General features: G+C 51.5%; 12 protein-coding genes. 10 read left to right on the top strand and 2 right to left on the bottom strand.

What is annotated here, in order from left to right:
* Positions 1–50: 50 nt before the first annotated feature.
* From DXC51_RS03145 to DXC51_RS03125, 5 genes are all read left to right on the top strand, one after another.
* Positions 51–1,007: an aldo/keto reductase gene (locus DXC51_RS03145; RefSeq protein WP_025489856.1), complete on the top strand. Its 957-nt coding sequence runs from the start codon at positions 51–53 to the stop codon at positions 1,005–1,007.
* A gap of 89 nt (positions 1,008–1,096) precedes the next feature.
* Positions 1,097–2,491, top strand: coding sequence for an L-fucose/L-arabinose isomerase family protein (locus tag DXC51_RS03140; protein ID WP_044915391.1), 1,395 nt, complete (start codon positions 1,097–1,099; stop codon positions 2,489–2,491).
* A gap of 36 nt (positions 2,492–2,527) precedes the next feature.
* Positions 2,528–3,715 carry an MFS transporter gene (locus DXC51_RS03135; RefSeq protein ID WP_025489858.1) on the top strand — a complete coding sequence of 396 codons (1,188 nt, stop codon included), beginning with the start codon at positions 2,528–2,530 and terminating at the stop codon, positions 3,713–3,715.
* Positions 3,712–4,785, top strand: a complete 1,074-nt coding sequence (locus tag DXC51_RS03130) for a glycoside hydrolase family 172 protein (RefSeq protein WP_025489859.1) — start codon at positions 3,712–3,714, stop codon at positions 4,783–4,785. The genes DXC51_RS03135 and DXC51_RS03130 overlap by 4 nt, the downstream gene beginning before the upstream one ends.
* A gap of 12 nt (positions 4,786–4,797) precedes the next feature.
* Entirely contained in the window at positions 4,798–7,371 is a 2,574-nt protein-coding gene (locus DXC51_RS03125; RefSeq protein WP_025489860.1) for a GH116 family glycosyl-hydrolase, read from the top strand.
* On the opposite strand, the gene DXC51_RS03120 is transcribed toward DXC51_RS03125, so the two are convergent.
* Complete coding sequence (locus tag DXC51_RS03120; RefSeq protein ID WP_025489861.1) at positions 7,368–8,387, bottom strand: Gfo/Idh/MocA family protein; 1,020 nt, start codon at positions 8,385–8,387, stop codon at positions 7,368–7,370. The genes DXC51_RS03125 and DXC51_RS03120 overlap by 4 nt on opposite strands.
* A 63-nt stretch (positions 8,388–8,450) precedes the next feature.
* Entirely contained in the window at positions 8,451–9,410 is a 960-nt protein-coding gene (locus DXC51_RS03115; protein WP_025489862.1) for a glycoside hydrolase family 43 protein, read from the bottom strand.
* A 229-nt stretch (positions 9,411–9,639) separates the two neighbouring features.
* Between DXC51_RS03115 and DXC51_RS03110 the strand changes: the two genes are divergently transcribed.
* From DXC51_RS03110 to DXC51_RS03090, 5 genes are all read left to right on the top strand, one after another.
* On the top strand, positions 9,640–11,577 hold the full coding sequence (locus DXC51_RS03110; protein ID WP_117530504.1) for a beta-L-arabinofuranosidase domain-containing protein: 1,938 nt from the start codon (positions 9,640–9,642) through the stop codon (positions 11,575–11,577).
* Positions 11,578–11,648: 71 nt separating this feature from the next.
* Positions 11,649–12,923: a competence protein CoiA family protein gene (locus DXC51_RS03105; protein WP_025489865.1), complete on the top strand. Its 1,275-nt coding sequence runs from the start codon at positions 11,649–11,651 to the stop codon at positions 12,921–12,923.
* 160 nt (positions 12,924–13,083) lie between these two features.
* Complete coding sequence (locus DXC51_RS03100; RefSeq protein WP_117530503.1) at positions 13,084–14,121, top strand: LacI family DNA-binding transcriptional regulator; 1,038 nt, start codon at positions 13,084–13,086, stop codon at positions 14,119–14,121.
* Positions 14,122–14,393: 272 nt separating this feature from the next.
* The gene (locus DXC51_RS03095; protein WP_025489866.1) at positions 14,394–16,025 is read left to right on the top strand and encodes a glycoside hydrolase family 13 protein; all 1,632 of its coding nucleotides are present in this window, start codon (positions 14,394–14,396) and stop codon (positions 16,023–16,025) included.
* 741 nt (positions 16,026–16,766) lie between these two features.
* On the top strand, positions 16,767–17,939 hold the full coding sequence (locus tag DXC51_RS03090) for a tyrosine-type recombinase/integrase (RefSeq protein ID WP_025489867.1): 1,173 nt from the start codon (positions 16,767–16,769) through the stop codon (positions 17,937–17,939).
* Positions 17,940–18,125 lie beyond the last annotated feature (186 nt).

Raw genomic sequence — 18,125 nt, 5'->3', positions numbered from 1 at the left:
ACGTGTCCGTATACGGCACGCCGTCCTCCAGCAGAATGGAGGGTTATTTTATGGGAATGGTGTCATTGGGTAAAACAAAGCTTCAGGTATCCGAAATCATCCAGGGTACCTGGGTCATGGGAAAGGATTACTGGGGAGGGGCCGAGGACAGGGAATCCGCAGAGGCGATACAATGCGCGCTGGAACACGGAATCAATACCTTTGATACAGCTTATATTTACGGAAAGGGGCATGCGGAGGAGCTGCTCGGGGAAGCGCTCCGTGGTGTACGGGATAAATGCGTTATCATTACAAAGCTCTGGAAAACAGATATGGCGCGGGAAAGGGTGCAGCCAGGGCTGGAAGAGGCCATGCAGCGGCTGCAGACGGATTATATAGATGTCTTCTTCATCCATTATCCTTCGGAAACCGTGCCGATCGAAGAAACCATGACAGCGCTTATGCGTCTGAAGGACGAAGGAAAAATCGGAGCCATCGGCGTATCCAATTTCAGCCTGCAACAGATGAAGGAGGCGCTGCGTTTCGGGGAGATTGATGTGATACAGCCCTGCTACAGCCTTCTCTGGCGCTTTATTGACAGGGATATCCTGCCCTTTGCCATTGAGAACAAAATCGCCGTAATCCCTTATTCGCCTCTGGGACAGGGGATTCTTACCGGCTCCATGCAGCCGGGCCATACCTTCAGGGAAGGGGATTCCAGACAGAATACGCCGCTGTTTGCACCGGAAAACTTTGAACGTGCGCTGGCCGTAACCGAACGGGTGAAGGAGGTCGCCGCCAGATATGGCAAAACACCGGCGCAGACCGCCATCCGCTGGGTAATGCAGTGTAAAGGCATGACAGCGCCGATTGTGGGCGCCAGGAACAGGAAACAGGTAAATGACAACGCAGGCGCATGCAGATGGGAGCTTTCCGCAGAGGATATGAAGTATCTGGATGAGTACAGCCGGGACTTCGCCTACAGCCTGCCGAATTATAAAACGTTGTTTGACAAAACCATTGTATAGTGCAGGGTAACGGTATATGAAACGGACAGTTACCGGTTACTTACAGACATATTTCACATGCCCGTTGGTACGGGCAGATGGGAGCAGCTATGAAAAATCTGGACAAACAGCTGAAAATAGGCCTGGTTCCTACCCGAAGAGAGGCCTTTGCCAATGAAACTACCACCCGCCAGAAGGAAGCCGTCGTTAAACGCTTCCGGGAGCTGGCGGAAGAACTGGATTTTGAAATCGTTACTATTGAGGACATTAATGAAGAAGGCCTGCTGATGACATATCACGATGTGAAAGCGGCTTACAAAAAGCTGACAGCTGCCGGCGTGGACGCCCTGATCTTCCCCCACTGTAATTTCGGCCAGGAGGAGGCTGTGGGCAGGCTGGCGAAGGATATGAATCTGCCGGTTCTGATCTGGGGGCCCAGGGACGGCTGCCCCAACGGCCTGGAATGGCGGCCCACCGACAGCCAGTGCGGCATGTTCGCCACCACCAAACTGCTCATGCATTACGGCGTAACCTTTTCCTACATAGAAAACTGCGCAATTGACAGTGATATCCTGAAAAAAGAGCTGGCAGATTTCCTGGCCGCGGCCAATGTGGTAAAGGCCTTCCGCGCCCTGCGCATCGCCAGGATCAGCAGCCGCCCCAAGGAATTTTTAAGCGTCATGGTCAATGAGGCGGAGCTTCTGGAAAAATACGATATCGAAATCGTGCCCGGGGAGCCGACGGTGATTCTGGACAGGGTGGACCGGATACTGGCAGAGGACAGGGAACGTATGGAGGCGCTTTTACAGGATCTGGTGGACGCAGGGCTTGATATCAGCGCGCTGGGAGAAAAAAGATATCCTCTGGCCGCCATTGAGCTGGCGCTGATGGACTTTGCCGAAGCAAACGACTGCAATGCCCTTTCCTGTGAATGCTGGAACCTGTTCCGCAAAAAATACGGTGTATCCCCCTGCTTTATCCTGGGGGATTTGAACGACCGCGGCCTGCCTGCCGCCTGTGAAAACGACGTCCACGCGGCAATCACCTCCGTAATGGCGGTAGCCGCCGCAAGATACAAAACGCCCTCCTTTGTGGCGGATCTCACCATAAGGCATCCCGAAAATGACAATGCGGAGCTTTTGTGGCACTGCGGTTCCTTTGCCAAGAAGTTGAAGAAAACGGATGCAAACGGACGGATTGTGAAAGAGGGGAAGGGCTTTTATGAACTGGAGGGCGGGCCGGTCACCGTACTGCGCTTTGACGGGAACCATGGAGAGTACTATATGTTCGCAGGAGAAGCCAAAGGCGTGGACGGGCCGGTTACCAACGGGAATTATCTGTGGATCGAAACGGACAACTGGGTAAAATGGGAGAAAAAATTTATTTTCGGGCCCTTTATCCATCATGTGGTCGGCATCCATGGAAGCTATTCCCATATCATCCAGGAAGCCTGCCGTTATCTAGGAATCCGGATTGATCTGCCGGATATGCCGAACCGGTATTGATGAGCCGCCCGCTTCGGCAGGCAGATAGGAGCGTTTATGAAAGGCAGTAAAAAGACTCTCCGGATATTCTGGACACTGTTTGCCTTTAATGCTTTATTTTATGTGCCCGGGGCTACCTTCGGCGCATATATCGGTGTATACTACAGATCAAAGGGAATGAACGTATCTCAGATAGGCCTGCTGTCGGCCATTGGGCCGCTTCTTGCGCTTATCCTGCAGCCGCTTTGGGGGATTCTTTCCGACAGGCGGGGCCGCCACATGGCAGTGCTCCGCCTGGCCCTTGCAGGCTCCGCCGCCGGTGTCCTGTGCTATTACCGGGCGGACACCTTCCTTCTTTTTGCCGTATGCGTGTCCGTCTACAGTTTTTTCAACTGTGCAGTCGGGCCCATCGGGGATTCCATCGTGGTGGATATGGCCCTGGAAAATGGCCTGCAGTTTTCTTCCATCCGGCTGGGCGGGACTCTTGCCTATGCGGCGACAGTGGTTTTTGCAGGGATGTACCTGAAAACAAATCCCACCGCCTCCTTCGGGATTACGGCCGCGGTCTGGTGCATCATGCTGCTGGTTACCCTGTTTATGAACAAAGAGGTGCGGAAATACAAATGTAAAAAACGGACGGGGATATTATCTGTTTTTAAAAACAAGAAGATATTGTTTGTCCTGTTTTATGCATGTATTTTCCAGATCGTATTGGGCTGCTACGGATCCTTCCTGGGGCTGGTGGTGACGGATATGGGGTATGATAACGCTACAATCGGCCGGCTGATGTGCGTCTCGGCGCTGAGCGAAATCCCCGTGCTATTGTGCATCGGCTATATTTCACGCAAGATCCGGATTGAATACCTGCTCCTCATTGCAGGCGCAGCCATGACCATCAGAATCTGGCTGCCGCTGACAGGGAGCATAGCCGGTATTTTCATAGGCCAGTCCCTGCAGGGCGTCACCTATATGATCATGTATTACAGCTGTGTCATGTTTATGAACCAGAACCTGTCAAAGGAGCTGCATGGCACGGGGCAATCCCTGTTTTATATGGTGCAGACCGGCCTGGCCTGTACCTTCAGCAACATCGCGGGCGGCTGGCTGGGAGGAAAAATCGGGCTGCTTAAAACCTATTTCCTCTATGGACTGGTTCTGCTTGCCGTAACGGCTCTCTGCGTCTTTGTGCTCAGAAGCCATTTCCACAAAGATATAGCAAAGCAAAAGGAGACGGATTTCTTATGAACGAAAAACATTCCCTGCTGGCAGGCCTGACCTGCCTGGCAGACGCAAAAACAAGATCCATCAGCCCGGAAAATTTCCATGGGGAAAAGGGAAAGGGAGGCATGGCTGTGGAAGGAACGGGAAAGGAGTGCGCAAGAGAGCTGGGACAGGGCTGGAAGATTTCCCCTTCCGTTGAAATTCCCGGTAAGGAAACCCTGCTTCTGGCTGACATCCAGGGCAGCGGCATAATCCAGCACATCTGGCTGACCTGCCCCCATGAGGACTGGCGTTCTTTAGTGCTCCGTTTTTACTGGGATGCGGAGGAGACGCCCTCCATAGAGGTGCCCCTGGGAGATTTCTTCTGCATGGGCTGGTGCGAAACAGGGCTTCTGCAGTCGCTTCCTGTCTGCGTTAATCCCAGTGGCGGGATGAACTGTTACTGGCAGATGCCTTTCCGGACAGGTGCAAAAATCACACTGGAAAACCTGACGGATAAAAAAAGTGTGGTCTACTATCAGATCACCTATGCGGAAACAGCCGTAGAAGAGGATACCCCCTATCTTCACGCCCAGTTCAGGAGAGACAATCCGCTGGAATATATGAAAAACCATGTGATTGTCGATCGGGCCGAGGGCAAAGGGCAGTATGTGGGAACCTATCTTGCCTGGGGCGTAAACAGTAACCGCTGGTGGGGCGAGGGTGAAATCAAGTTTTTCCTTGACGGGGACACTGATTTTCCTACCATATGCGGGACCGGGACGGAGGACTATATCGGCGGCGCCTGGAACTTCGAATATCCAAGAGGAGAATACTGCCGTTTCTCCACACCTTATTCCGGGCTGCATCAGATTATCAGGCCCGACGGCCTGTATTGCTCCCAGCAGCGTTTTGGCATGTACCGTTTTCATCTGACGGATCCTATCCGGTTCGATACGGATCTGCATGTGGAAATCCAGGCCCTTGGCTGGAGGAGCGAGGGCAGGTATCTTCCCCTGCAGGACGATATCGCTTCCGTAGGCTACTGGTATCAGCTGGAGCCGCACAAACCCGTTCCGCCGCTGCCGGATGCCAACGCGCTGGAAGTGAATTAAACAGGAAAAGAGGTGAGCACGATTAAAACTGACACTTACAATACTTTTACCTATAAAAAGGACCGGCAGCGGGCCATATCCTTTCCCGTGGGAGGGCTGGGAAGCGGCAGTATCGGCATTGCGGGAAACGGCTGCCTGATCGACTGGCAGGTTTATAACCGCCCCGCCATGGGAACGAGAAACGGATACAGCCATTTTGCCGTGAAAGCGCAGGCGGGTGATGAGCTGCTGGATGCCAGGGTACTGGTCTCGGATCTGGGAAAGCCCTATCTGGGACAGGTGGACGAAAGAACCATGCTAGGCATGCCGCATTTCCGGGAGCTGGTATTTGAGGGGAAATACCCTATGGCGGAGCTTTCCTTCCTGGATGAAAGATTCCCTGGAAGGGTTACCGTGCGTTACTATAATCCGTTCATCCCTCTCAATGACAGGGATTCCAGCATTCCGGCGCTGTTTGCAGACATTCTGGTGGAGAATACCACAGATCGCCCCATTACCTATACCACGGCGGGAATCATAACAAATCCGTGCCAAAGCAGCTTTACCCGCAACCGCTTCCGGGAAGGAAATGGCATCCGCGGAATCCATTTCACTACGGAAGAGATCGATAAAGGGGATGTTTCCTACAGTGATTTTACGCTTGCCGCAGATTCGGAGGCTGCCTGTCAGGAATACTGGTTCCGCGGGAACTGGCGGGATCATGTGGAAACCTACTGGCGGGAATTTGCCTCGGCAAAGCCTCTTGAAAACCGCCGTTATGAAAACGGGAAAAAGGATTACAAGGATACGGGCATGCTCTGTATCTCTAAGGAGACTGCGCCGGGAGAAATGCAGGAATTCCATTACGTGCTGACCTGGAACGTGCCTAACTGCAACAACTACTGGAGCGGTCTGGATATCAGCACCTCCAATATTCATTATGATGTATGTGACCGGACACCCTGGAAGAATTACTATGCCGTTCTTTTTGAGGACTCCTGGGCAAGCGCTTCCTATGCGCTGCATAACAGACAGCGGCTGCTTGGGGAAACCCTGACGTTTATGGACGCCATGTATGAAACCACCATACCTGAAGCGGCTCTGGATGCGGTTACAGCCAACCTGGCGATTCTGCGTTCGCCCACCTGCCTCCGCCTGGAGGACGGTTCCTTCTATGGCTGGGAAGGCTGCTTTGACAATGTGGGAAGCTGTGAGGGAACCTGCACCCATGTATGGAATTATGCCTATGCGCTGCCTTTTCTTTTCCCGGCGCTGGCGCGCAGCATCAGGGATCTGGAATTCCGGTACAGCCAGCGGGCGGATGGCGGCATAGAATTCAGGCTCAGACTGCCTGTCGGCAGTACGGGCAAATGGTTCCACTCCTGTGCGGACGGCCAGCTTGGCAGTATTATGCTTACCTACAGGGATTATAAAATCAGCGGCGACAGGGAATGGCTGGCCTCCAAATGGGAGTCCGTGAAAAAGGCTCTTGCCTATGCATGGTCGGAAGAGAACCCGGATGCCTGGGATCGGGGAAAAAAGGGATATCTGGACGGACGGCAGCATCACACGCTGGATATGGAACTTTTCGGCCCTAACGCCTGGCTCCAGGGCTTTTACGCCGGCGCGCTGAGCGCCGCCGCTGAAATGGCTGCCGTTTTAGCAGACAGGGAAGCGGAGGAGGAATACCGGGAGCTGGCCGCCAAAGCGAAAGAGTACCTGAACAGGGAACTTTTTAACGGAGAATATTTCTACCAGAAAGTTGACGTATGCGACCGCTCTGTCGTGGAGCGCTTCCAGGCACAGGACGACTATTGGAACGAGGAAAAGGGGCAGATAAAGTACCAGATCGCTGACGGCTGCGGCATTGACCAGGTGCTTGCCCAGTGGCATGGAAACCTGTGCGGGCTGCCGGAGATTTTCGAACAGGATAAGGCGCGCTGTGCCCTGGATGCCATTTTCCACTATAATTACAAACCTTCCCTGGGGGAAATTTATAATCCCTGGCGTATTTTTGCCATTGACGAAGAGGGCGGCGTAATCATGTGCGAATGGCCGGAGGGGACGCTGAAGCCTGCGATTCCGCTCACCTATGCCCAGGAGTGCATGGATGGCATGCAGTATCAGACGGCGTCGCATATGATCTGGGAAGGGATGCTGGAGCAGGGGGAAACCATTGTGAAGGCGGTAAGAGAGAAGTACCGGGGAGATAACAGAAACCCCTGGTGCGAGATCGAATGCGGAAGCTACTATGCCCGCTCCATGGCCAGCTATGCGCTTCTGCTTTCCTACAGCGGCTTTACCTGTGACCTGGATCAGGGAATTCTTGGCTTCCGGCCGAGACGCCGCTGCGCAGACGATAGCTTCACCAGCTTCTGGTCCGCCGGAAGCGGCTGGGGCAGGGTGCGCTATCAAAGCGACGGTTCCATCATCCTGGAAATTATCCGGGGCAGCCTTTTCCTGAAGCAGTTTGTAACCGGGACAGAGGGGAACATAGCTAAGGTATCTTGCGATGGGAAAGAACAGAAATTTACCCGGGAGAAGGACAGGATTTCATTTACAGAAAAAGTAAGAATAGAAAAAAGTCTGGAGCTGAAGGCGGATTAATCCGCCTTCACTTCTATACGGCGTCCGGTCTGGAAGGACTCGATTGCCGCATATGCAAGCTCCAGCGCCCGCAGCCCCCGTCTGGCGGGAACAGGCGGTTCCTGCCCGGCAAGCAGCGCCGGGATAAGCGCATCCAGGTGCCTGTCCAGATTGTGCCCGAAGCTGCGCAGCCCGTCTTCAAAGAAGCCTGCCTGCCAGGTTTCCGCCATTTCGCTGTCCGTAGCCTGGAAGGTATAGGAGCGTACATTGTCTTCGATCAGTATTCTGCCATCCGTGCCGCCGATTTCAATCAGCTGGGAAAGCCGGTTATGCTCATTGGCATCCAGGGTTGCCAGGAAGGAACCCACAGCGCCGTTTTCAAACCGCAGGGAAAGCGTGAAGCTGGAATAGCTGTTCCGCCCGCCGTTATCGGTCATCTCCGCCATACAGGAACGTATGGGGCCGCACAGATGCTCAAGCAGATCCAGCCCGTGGCACTGGGCCTCAATGAGATTCAGATAGGGATGATCCAGAAGCTGCGTATCCCACCCGTGGCCGAAACGCCAGTGTGCAAAAACCGGCCTTCCCAGCCGCCCTGCATCAATATCCTGCTTTGCTTTCAGACAGGGAATGCTGTAACGTTGGTTAAAATCAATGGCATAGAACAGATTTTTTTCTTCCGCCCTGGCCGTCAGTTCCCTCGCTTCCTCCAGCCGGTAGGCAAGCGGCTTCTCCGACATCAGCGGAATGCCGGCCTCAATTACGGTCATTGTGGCTTCAAAGGTATGCTGCGCAGGCAGGCATACCGATACGAAATCAGGCTTTTCCTTCTCCAGCATTTCCCTGATATCAAGATACCAGGGGACCTGAAAGGCATCGGCCCTTTCCTGTGTCCTTTGGGCTGTGCGGCCCACAATGGCCGCCAGCTGTGTGTCCTTTCTGCTCCAAAAGGCTCTGGCATGCTGATAGCCCCAGCCGCCCGCACCGATAACGGCCACCCGCAGCTGCTTTGATTGCTGTTTCTTCTCTTCCGGCATGATTAGATCATCCTTTCTTATATAAGGGTTCCTTCCCTGTACGGGCAACGGTTGCTTTTTTCTTCACTGTTCCTGCTGAAAAAAACAGGGCTGAGGTTCCGTAGTAGGGCCTTCTGCCACAAGGATATCAGGACCGTTTTCCTGCGCTTCAAAGTGGATACGGTCCACGCAGAGGCGGCGGGGGCTCATGCGGGTCAGGTCATAATGCTGATGGTAAATGATGAACATTTCCTTATTGTCCGGGGACCAGGTGATGCAGTGATGGCCGACGCCGTGTACCTTGTCGTTGGAGCGCAGTATCGGATTGTTTCCATATTTTTCATAATGGCCCAGGGGAGAATCGGAAACCGCATAGCCGGAGCCATAGTCGGACAGGCAGTGGCTGCCGGAATAGGTCAGGTAATACAGGCCCTTGTGCCTGATCATGTAAGGCGCTTCATTTACCGGCCACTGTTTGCATTCCCAGGGCGTGTCGGGCACCAGCAGACGGGTCAGGGTCTCTTCCCGGATACTCATCATATCATCGGCCAAACGCGCGCCCCAGATTTGATTGGAGTCAAAAAAGCGGACAAAATAAAGATACCAGGCGCCGTCCCCGTCCTGGAAAAAATGGCTGTCGATTTCTTTAATATCTTCATGCAGCGGCTTTTTTACCTCCTGTACGAAGGGCCCCAGAGGGGAGCGGCTGGTGGCGATGCAAAGATGCTCCTCCACAGAATAAGACAGATAAAAGATTCCGTCCACATATACAATGTCCGGCGCCCAGAACTGCTTTTCACCCCAGGAATCGCAGGCCTTCAGCGCCATGCCGGCGTCCGTCCAGTGAACCAGATCCTCGGAGGTGTAAACCTTGAAGCCCATTTCGGAAGCATCCTTCATATCCGTATTGGTAGCATAAAGGTAATACTTCCCCTCATAAAAAATTACATCCGGATCCGCGCAGCCGTCCAGGACCGGATTCACGAACATTTGACACGCCTGGGCAGCGGGTCCGCCCGGGTGATTCGTCTGTTCCATTGCCATAAGAAATACCTCCCTTATTTTTATACAGACATAAACATATCTGTGTGTCAGGCGGAAAGCACCGCCTGTCCTTATTTTAGCAAATGCCGGTGCGCTAAGGAACCGTTTTGGCAAGCTCCAGCAATTTTATATCCTATTGGAACAACAACTACAAAAAAGCTACACCAGTGCCGCAGGCCTTCCTTATTCCAATCAGAAGCCGCGGCCAGGTGCGGCGGAAGGAGTTATTATGCAACTGAATGCACTTATCAGACAGACAAGGCTGCTGCCCTCCGAATACCGCCTGAAAAGGGATCGGGATCTGGCTTATCTGATGGAACTGAAGGAGGAAAACCTTTTATTTCCCTATTATACGGAAGCGGGGCTGAACGGCAGGCTGAACTACCGCCCGGAGCCCTGGCTGCACGGAGGGTGGGACAGCCCTCTCAGCCAAATCAGAGGCACCTTCACCGGCCACTGGCTGAGCGCTGCCGCCAGACTTTACCAGGAGACAGGCGATATCCGCCTGAAAGCAAAGGCGGATTATATCGTGGCTGAAATCGGGCGTTGCCAGGAAGCAAACGGCGGCGAATGGGCCTTCCCGATACCTGAAAAATATCTTCAGGGATTAAAGCAGGGACGCCATTTCTGGGCGCCGCAGTACGTATGCCATAAGGTCATGATGGGGCTTCTGGATATGTATCAGTATGCGGATAACCGGCAGGCGCTACAGATTCTGGAGGGCTGCGCGGCCTGGTTCTCCCGTTTTGCCGCGGATATCAGCAGAGAGACCATGGATGATATGATGGATCTGGAGGAAACGGGCGGGCTCATGGAGCTGTGGGCGGATCTTTATGGCATTACCCGCAGTAGACAGCACCTGGAGCTGATGCGAAAATATGAACGCCCTCGCCTTACCGGCCCTCTCTTAGAAGGAAGGGATATTCTGACCAACATGCACGCCAACGCCACCATACCGGAAATCCACGGATGCGCCAGAGCCTATGAGGTGACAAGAGAGGAACGGTACTTAAGGATTGTCGAAAGCTACTGGAGGCTGGCGGTGGACGACCGGCCTCCCTTTGCCACAGGAGGGCAGACCGATGCGGAAACCTGGGCCCCTCCGGGAAAACAGGCCGCCCGGCTCTCTGATATGAACCAGGAGCACTGCGTCGTCTACAATATGATACGGCTCGCAGATTATCTGTACCGCTGGACCGGTGAGAAAAAATACCAGGATTACATAGAACTCAACCTCGTCAACGGCCTGCTTGCCCAGGGCTTTTGGGAGGCCAGGGCCCTGGACGGCGCGCTGGAGCCCCATATTCCCGATTCCGGCATTGTCTGTTATTATCTGCCTCTGGCGCCCGGCTCCGTCAAAAAATGGGGAAGAAAAACGGAAGATTTCTGGTGCTGCCACTGTACGGCCGTACAGGCAAATGCCAGATACCGGGAATGGATCTGGTACCAGTCCGGGGCAGTGATTTCGGCCGAACAGTTCATTCCTTCTGAAACAGAGGCTGAAATTGACGGGAAAAAGATTCTCCTCCGTATGGAGGACTGCGATCTGGGAGGGAATTATCTGCGGTATCATGATGTTGCCGGAGAAATAACAAGCCGGCCCGCTTTCCGGAGAATACAGATTACGGTATCCGCGCCGGAGCCAACGGCATTTACCCTGCGACTGCGGCTTCCCTGGTGGTTAAAGGATAGGGTGGTTGTTTCCTTTCAGGGCGATAATCAGGGCGAGAATTCTTCTCAGGAAGAAAATTTCTCTCGGGACAAAAATTCCTCTCAGGACGAAAATTCCTCTCAGGGCAAAAAGATATTTTCCCCGGAAGAAAACGGATACCTTCAGATAACCCGGCTGTGGAGCGGTACGCAGCAGCTCATCCTGGAACTGCCTAAGGGGCTGACCTGCTGGCCTCTGGCGGATGAACCTGACACTGTCGCCTTTCTTGACGGGCCTGTGCTGCTTGCCGGGCTGACAGAGCATGCGCATATGCTTTACGGAAACCGGAACCGGCCGGAATCCTTCCTTGCACCGGATCACGAGCGGGAATGGGAGGCCTGGAAGGAAGGCTTCCGTACGGTGGGACAGCAGGAGAATTTCCGCCTGCTTCCGATTAAAAATATCGGCAGGGAATGCTATACAGTGTATTTTCCGGTAAATACTGTCTGCCCCTGAGCAGATGTGATATGATATTCCTTAAATATCCCATAAATCAAATTCCCACAGCGTGAGAAAAGAGGCCGAGTATGTACGAGTGTGAAGAAGCCATTTATCAGGATGCCTTATGGAAAGCATCTTCTTTGAAGGATCGGAACGGTAACTACATTCAGGAGCTGCGCCTGAAAATGAGAACAGAAAGCCAAAACCGCAAATTTATCTGCCCGGAGTGCGGGGAGCCGCTGATATTGAACGCCGGAAATATCAGACAGCCCTATTTCAGCCACTATACCGGCAGTGAATGTGTGCTGACCAACAAAGAGCAGGGAGAACGGAACCGCCGTATGCGCGATGCCATGCTTTATTTCGCCTCCCTGAGCTTTCCCGATGCGACAATCCTGCAATATGAGCCTCTCCGTGGAAGCCTGCGCAGCCAGATCATGGTGCATACCCAGGATAAGAAACAAGAAATTAAGCAAGAAATTAAAATTGCCCTGAATTATGTTTCCGATTTTGTCAAGCATACGCAGCTGGAAAACAAGATGGGCTGCATGAAGGAAATGGGAATCCTGCCTATATGGTTCACACCCTGCCGCCCCGACGGGCAGGAGCGGCTGACAACGGCGGAATACCAGATCAGCACACAGCAGCCGCTGCTTTTAAGCATTGACTGCAAAAACAGCCTTATTTACATAAAAAAGTGTGATGATAAGGGAATCCGGGTAATCCGGGAAAAAGCTTATCCCCTCTCTGAAGTGAGACTGAATGAGCAGGGTCAAATTGTATTTCGGGAACAAACGGAACCAGCCGGCCAGACTGCGGCACAGATGAGAGCGGATGGACAGAGTGGGCAAGCAAAAGAGAATGCAAAAGGAAGGGAGCGCCTGGAAAAAGGTGACACCCATGAAAAAGAAAGCAACTATACGGCGGCTGACAGCTATGAAAAAGCTAACTGTGAAGAAACTGGCAGTTACGAAAAGCTGTCCTTCGGAAAGCTTCTGGCTGCCCGCATGTTCGAATTAGCAGAAGAGTCAGGAAATTCCCGGCAAAGCTATTCCCTGGATCAGGTGGTTTTCCGCATATTCCAGGAGGATTACATGGCTATTGGGCCGAATGTTTACAGCCAGGCCCATTATATGAAATCCCTCGGATTATACTGGCTTCCCAAGAAGCTTAAAGGCAGTTCCCAGGAAAGAAAAAATGCGGCTGTGATCAGAGATTGTTTTCTGGAGTACGTAGACAATGAACTGATGAGTTCTCCCGGGAAATGGGATAAAGGGGACTGGGCCGGCAGAGTTCTTCAGGTATTGGAGGAATTCAGGGAAAGCGGCACCTGGCTTAAGGCGGCGGATGATTTGAAATAACTGCGAAGGGACTGAAAAGATACACGGGATACTTCCGAAAGGGACGGATTGTTTTTCGTGGAAAAATAGAATATACTGATGTAGCCAGGAAGCTGCGGAACAGTTATATGCTAAAAAAAGTTCCGGGCAGTGAGAGAAAGTTGAAATAGAGGAGCCGGCTATGACCACCATTAAACAGATTGCAGAAGAACTCGGCGTAAGCCCAACCACCGTATCCAATGTAATAAACGGACGCACCGGGAAAATGTCCCTGGAAACCAGGCGGAAAATCGAAGAAGCGCTCTGGGAAAACCATTATGAGACAGCAGGAAAAAGCAGCAGCGCATCGTCGGGAGAAAATATGATCGCAGTGGGCTTTTGCATGGGAGGATACTGCAACGTCCTTACTGATCCTTTCTGTGGAGAGCTTCTGGGTGCCATCCAGAAAGCGGCAAAGGAACAGGGAAGGTACATCGTTTATGACGTACCGGAAACGGAAGAGGACATACTCCGTCTGTGCGCCCCCTGGAATATCGACGGCGCGATAGTTCTTGGCTGGAAGCCGGAGGAGTGCGCAAGGCTTGCGAAAAAGACCGGAAAACCCATGGTTTTTATTGATTCCTGCTTTGCGGACAGTGAAGAATATGACAATATCGGACTGCAGGACTACGAGGGTGCCTTTGAACTGACCTCCTATCTGCTCCGCCTGGGGCACCGTTCCATTGCTTTTTTCTGTGATCAGGAACAGCCTTTGGCAAGCAACGGTGAACGTCTGCGCGGCTTTCAGGACGCATTGCTGGGCTTTGGCCTGTCTTTTTGCCGGGATGATTTTTATTATCTTCCTGAAAACAAAACAATGCGCCACGAGGTGCTGCGGCAGTTCGTGAGGAAATCCGGGAAACGCTACAGCGCTGCTTTTTTTGTCTCCGATTATTATGCCAATGAAGCCATCACCATATTTTATTCCAAGGGGCTGAGAGTGCCGGAGGATATTTCCGTAACAGGCTTTGATGACAACATCTATGCCAGGCTTTCCCGGCCGGCGCTCACCACAGTACGCCAGCTGCCGGAGGAGAAGGGCAGACAGGCGGTAAGCCTTCTCATGAAACGGATCAGGGGGGAAGAAACCCCCGTGCGTTCGCTCGCCCTCCCTACGGAACTGATTGTGAGGGAAAGCACAAGAGCTGTGATTCCGGATTTGCCGCTGCCCTTGCCATAAGAGTAACCGTTTCAATACCCTTACAGGTATCATTATTTATAGTAAACAGCCTGATGTTGTGCATCCTGCCCGATATCAGGCTGTTTTTTTGTGCAGAAAATTGGTTTTTCACAACACTTATTGAATAACCAGACAAAACCAACTAAGCTTTTCTTAGAAAAAGCGGCGGCGTGGATATTGTTTTTACACAGCTTTCGTGATGAGTATAGTATCAGTCAAAATGGATTGTTTATGCTGCCTTATGCAGCATGACGGAAAGGATGGAAATAATTATGGAAAAAGAGCAGACAAAGTGGTGGCAGAAGGCGGTAATTTATCAGATTTATCCCAGAAGCTTTTACGACAGCAACGCAGACGGCATCGGCGATCTCCAGGGAATTATCCGGAAGCTTCCCTATCTGCAGGAGCTTGGCATTGACGCTATCTGGCTGTCTCCCGTATTCCGCTCCCCTCAGGACGACAATGGCTATGACATTTCCGATTACCAGGATATTGATCCTATTTTCGGAAACCTGGCTGACATGGACGAGCTGATTGCGGAGGGCAAAAAGAGAGGAATCCGCATCATCATGGATCTGGTATTGAACCACAGCTCTGACGAGCATCCCTGGTTCCTGGAGGCAAAGAAAAGCAGGGAGAATCCTTATCACGATTTTTATGTCTGGCGTGACGGCGTGGAGGGGGAATATCCCAACGATTTGAAATCCGCCTTCTGCGGGCCTGCCTGGGAATGGGTGCCGGAATGCGGCCAGTATTATCTTCACCAGTTCTCTGTAAAACAACCGGACCTGAACTGGGAAAACCCGAAGCTGCGTCAGGCAGTTTATGATATGATTAACTGGTGGATAGACCGCGGCGTAGGCGGCTTCCGTCTGGACGTTATCGATCTCATCGGCAAGGATACGGACAACTGTGTCATGGCGGAAGGCCCCATGCTTCATCCGTTTATCAGGGAAATGAGCAGCCATACATTCCAGCGGGCCGATTTGGTGACCGTGGGAGAGGCCTGGTCCGCTACGCCGGAAAGAGCGTTTCTTTACAGCAACCCGGACGGTTCGGAGCTCTCCATGGTATTCCAGTTTGAACACATGGTCCTGGATCAGCAGCCCGGGAAGGAAAAATGGGATCTGGCGCCGTTCCCCTTTGTGAAATTCAAAAAAGTATTTACCAAATGGCAGCAGGCGCTGTATCAGAAGGGATGGAACAGCCTTTTCCTGGATAACCACGACCTTCCCCGCGCGGTATCCCACTTCGGAAATGATGAAAAATACCGTGTGGAATCCGCCAAAATGCTGGCAACCATGATCCACGGAATGCAGGGAACCCCTTACATTTATCAGGGTGAAGAGCTGGGTATGACAAATGTCAGATTTGACATTGAGGAATACCGGGATATCGAGCTGCTGAATATGTATAAGGAACGTATGGAAAAAGGGTATGAGGAACAGGAGATTATGCGTTCCATTTATTCCAAGGGAAGGGACAACGCCAGGACTCCCATGCAGTGGGATGAGAGCGCAAACGCAGGCTTTACCGAAGGAACGCCCTGGATTAGATGCAATCCCAATTATACATTGATCAATGCGCAGGAGGCGCTGGTAAACCAGGATTCCATATTCCATTATTATCAGAAGCTGATCGCTTTGAGAAAACAGGAGGCAGTCCTGATTGACGGCTGGTATGAGCCGCTGATGGAAGAGGATGAAAATATTTTCGCCTATACAAGGACCAATGAGCTGGAAAAGCTGCTGGTATACTGCAATTTCGGTGATACAACGCAGACGCGGACTCTGCCTGAGGAATGGAACGGCGGGGAAGTGCTGATTTCCAATTACCCGGACAGCAAACCTGACGGAAGCCTTCGGCCTTATGAGGCTATGATGGTGAAGATTAAGAGAGGGTAACAGGAGAGTAAACCAGCAGCAGGTGCTGTACTTTTGCTGCAAGTTTTCCCTTTTGCACTGATTTTCATTCGTGTCTGCTAATTGAGCATTCATATTTGTGGCTCAAGCAGCAGACACGAATCTTATAATACTTTTTTCCAGAAAATCATTTTCAGGAAAATAATTTATTTCTGGTCAGTTTTAAACATACATTTTCAACATTATTGGCGTAGGAAAGCATATATTGATCCTGGCAAAAAAGATTCCACTGGTCTGGTGGGATCTTTTTTTGTCAAGTTAACAATTTTACCGGTTATTAGGATTAGGTATCAGGGCTTTCAGATGACGGAAATGCTGAGAACATCCATATTTATTGAAAAAAGCAGGTGCTGTTATGGCATCTGCTTTTTGTTTATACCGGAATATCCCGTGGGAAATGGCTCCGATTTTCCGTATTATTATTTCGCAAAATTTAAACTTATGCGAAAATCATTATATGTTTTAAACTGACATTTTATGGTAATTCTTAACTCGACACTGGAATTTATTGTAAGACAAGTTTTGTATTTTGTCAATTAATGCGTAAAAAATAATACTGAAATGTCATTTTTTGTCGGAAGGTTTCTGGAAGCAAGTAACACAAGGTTCCTATGGCGCATTATTTTGTTCGTTATTTAATACATCGCAGTGTCTGTTTACTCTGCCATAGGTGCAGTTAATTTATAAACCGTCAATTTATTCGTCAGGATGATGGAGGTAGCTATGGCAAGAAAAGGGGAAAATATATATAAAAGGAAGGACGGGCGCTGGGAAGGGCGCTGCCGGACCGGGCGGCTGTCCGGCGGAAAGGCAGGATATATTTCCGTTTATGGGAAGTCTTACAGAGAGGTTAAGGAAAAACTTTTTGTAAAAAAGGGAGAGCAGCTGGCAGGAAAAAAAGCTGGCGGAAGGCTGCCTGCAGGGATAACAGTGAGGGAAGCCGTGGATTTATGGATAGAGGAACGCAAAGGCGGATGGAAGGAATCCACCCTGGCGACTTACCGTTCGATTGCGGAAAAACATATTTTACCAGAACTGGGAAGAACTCCGGTGGCGGCGCTGGATGGGGAGCTGTATAAGAGATATTTTGAAAAATACAGAGTACGGGGGGACGGAAGCTGCCTGTCAGAAGGATATCTGCACCAGATACATATTTTATTCGGACAGATTTTCAGGGTGCTGGAGGAAAAATATCATTGCAGGCTGCCGGAGCTTCCCTCATCTTGTTTTGCTGTAAAAAAGGGGCCGCCGCCGGCCGCCTCCCATGCGCCTGAAGAAGGCAGTATTCGAAGGCTGGAGGCGTATTTGCTGAAGGAAGCGGAGCATGGAGATCATACCTGCCTGGGAATATTATTGTCCGGATGCAGCGGGATACGGATTGGGGAGCTGTGCGCACTGCAATGGAAGGATATTCAGTTTGAAAAAGGGACACTGGCAATCCGTAAGACGATGCAGAGGATACGAACCTTTGAAACGGTGTGGGCTGAAGGAAAACCGGTAACCAGAACCGGGACAAAGGTGGTGGTGGCCGGACCGAAATCCCGGAATTCCAACAGGGAAATCCCTTTGCCGGAGCATCTGCTGAAGCTGCTGGAAAAAATGAGCGGTGTAAAGGAAGGATATGTTATGCCGGGAAAAAAGAAGGAATATACGGAACCGAGAACCCTTCAGTACCGGTTTCAGAGGATATTGAAGGAACTGGGAATTCCTGCTTTTAATTTCCATATGCTGCGGCATATTTTTGCCACGAACTGTATTATGCAGGGATTTGATATGAAATCATTGAGTGAAATACTGGGGCATTCCAATGTGAGTACAACGATGAGGATTTATGTGCATTCGGATATGGAGAGGAAAAAACAGCTGATGGCCGGGTATCGGATGGCGGTGGCTTAGGGCGCATATCGCGACGCTTGGCAGGGCGCATATTATGGTGGCCTAGAGCGCACACATTGTGTTGGTTTAGCAGGGGCATAATGCGGCGGCTTAGAGCGCACACATTGCGGTGGCTTAGCAAGATGCATAATGCGACGGCTCAGGAAGGTGATTTTAATTTCTGAGCCGTCAAAAAAATGGTCAGTT

It is taken from the genome of Eisenbergiella massiliensis, assembly GCF_003435485.1.
The sequence above is the reverse complement of the archived record's forward strand: the minus strand, read 5'-3'. Positions and strand labels throughout refer to the sequence as shown.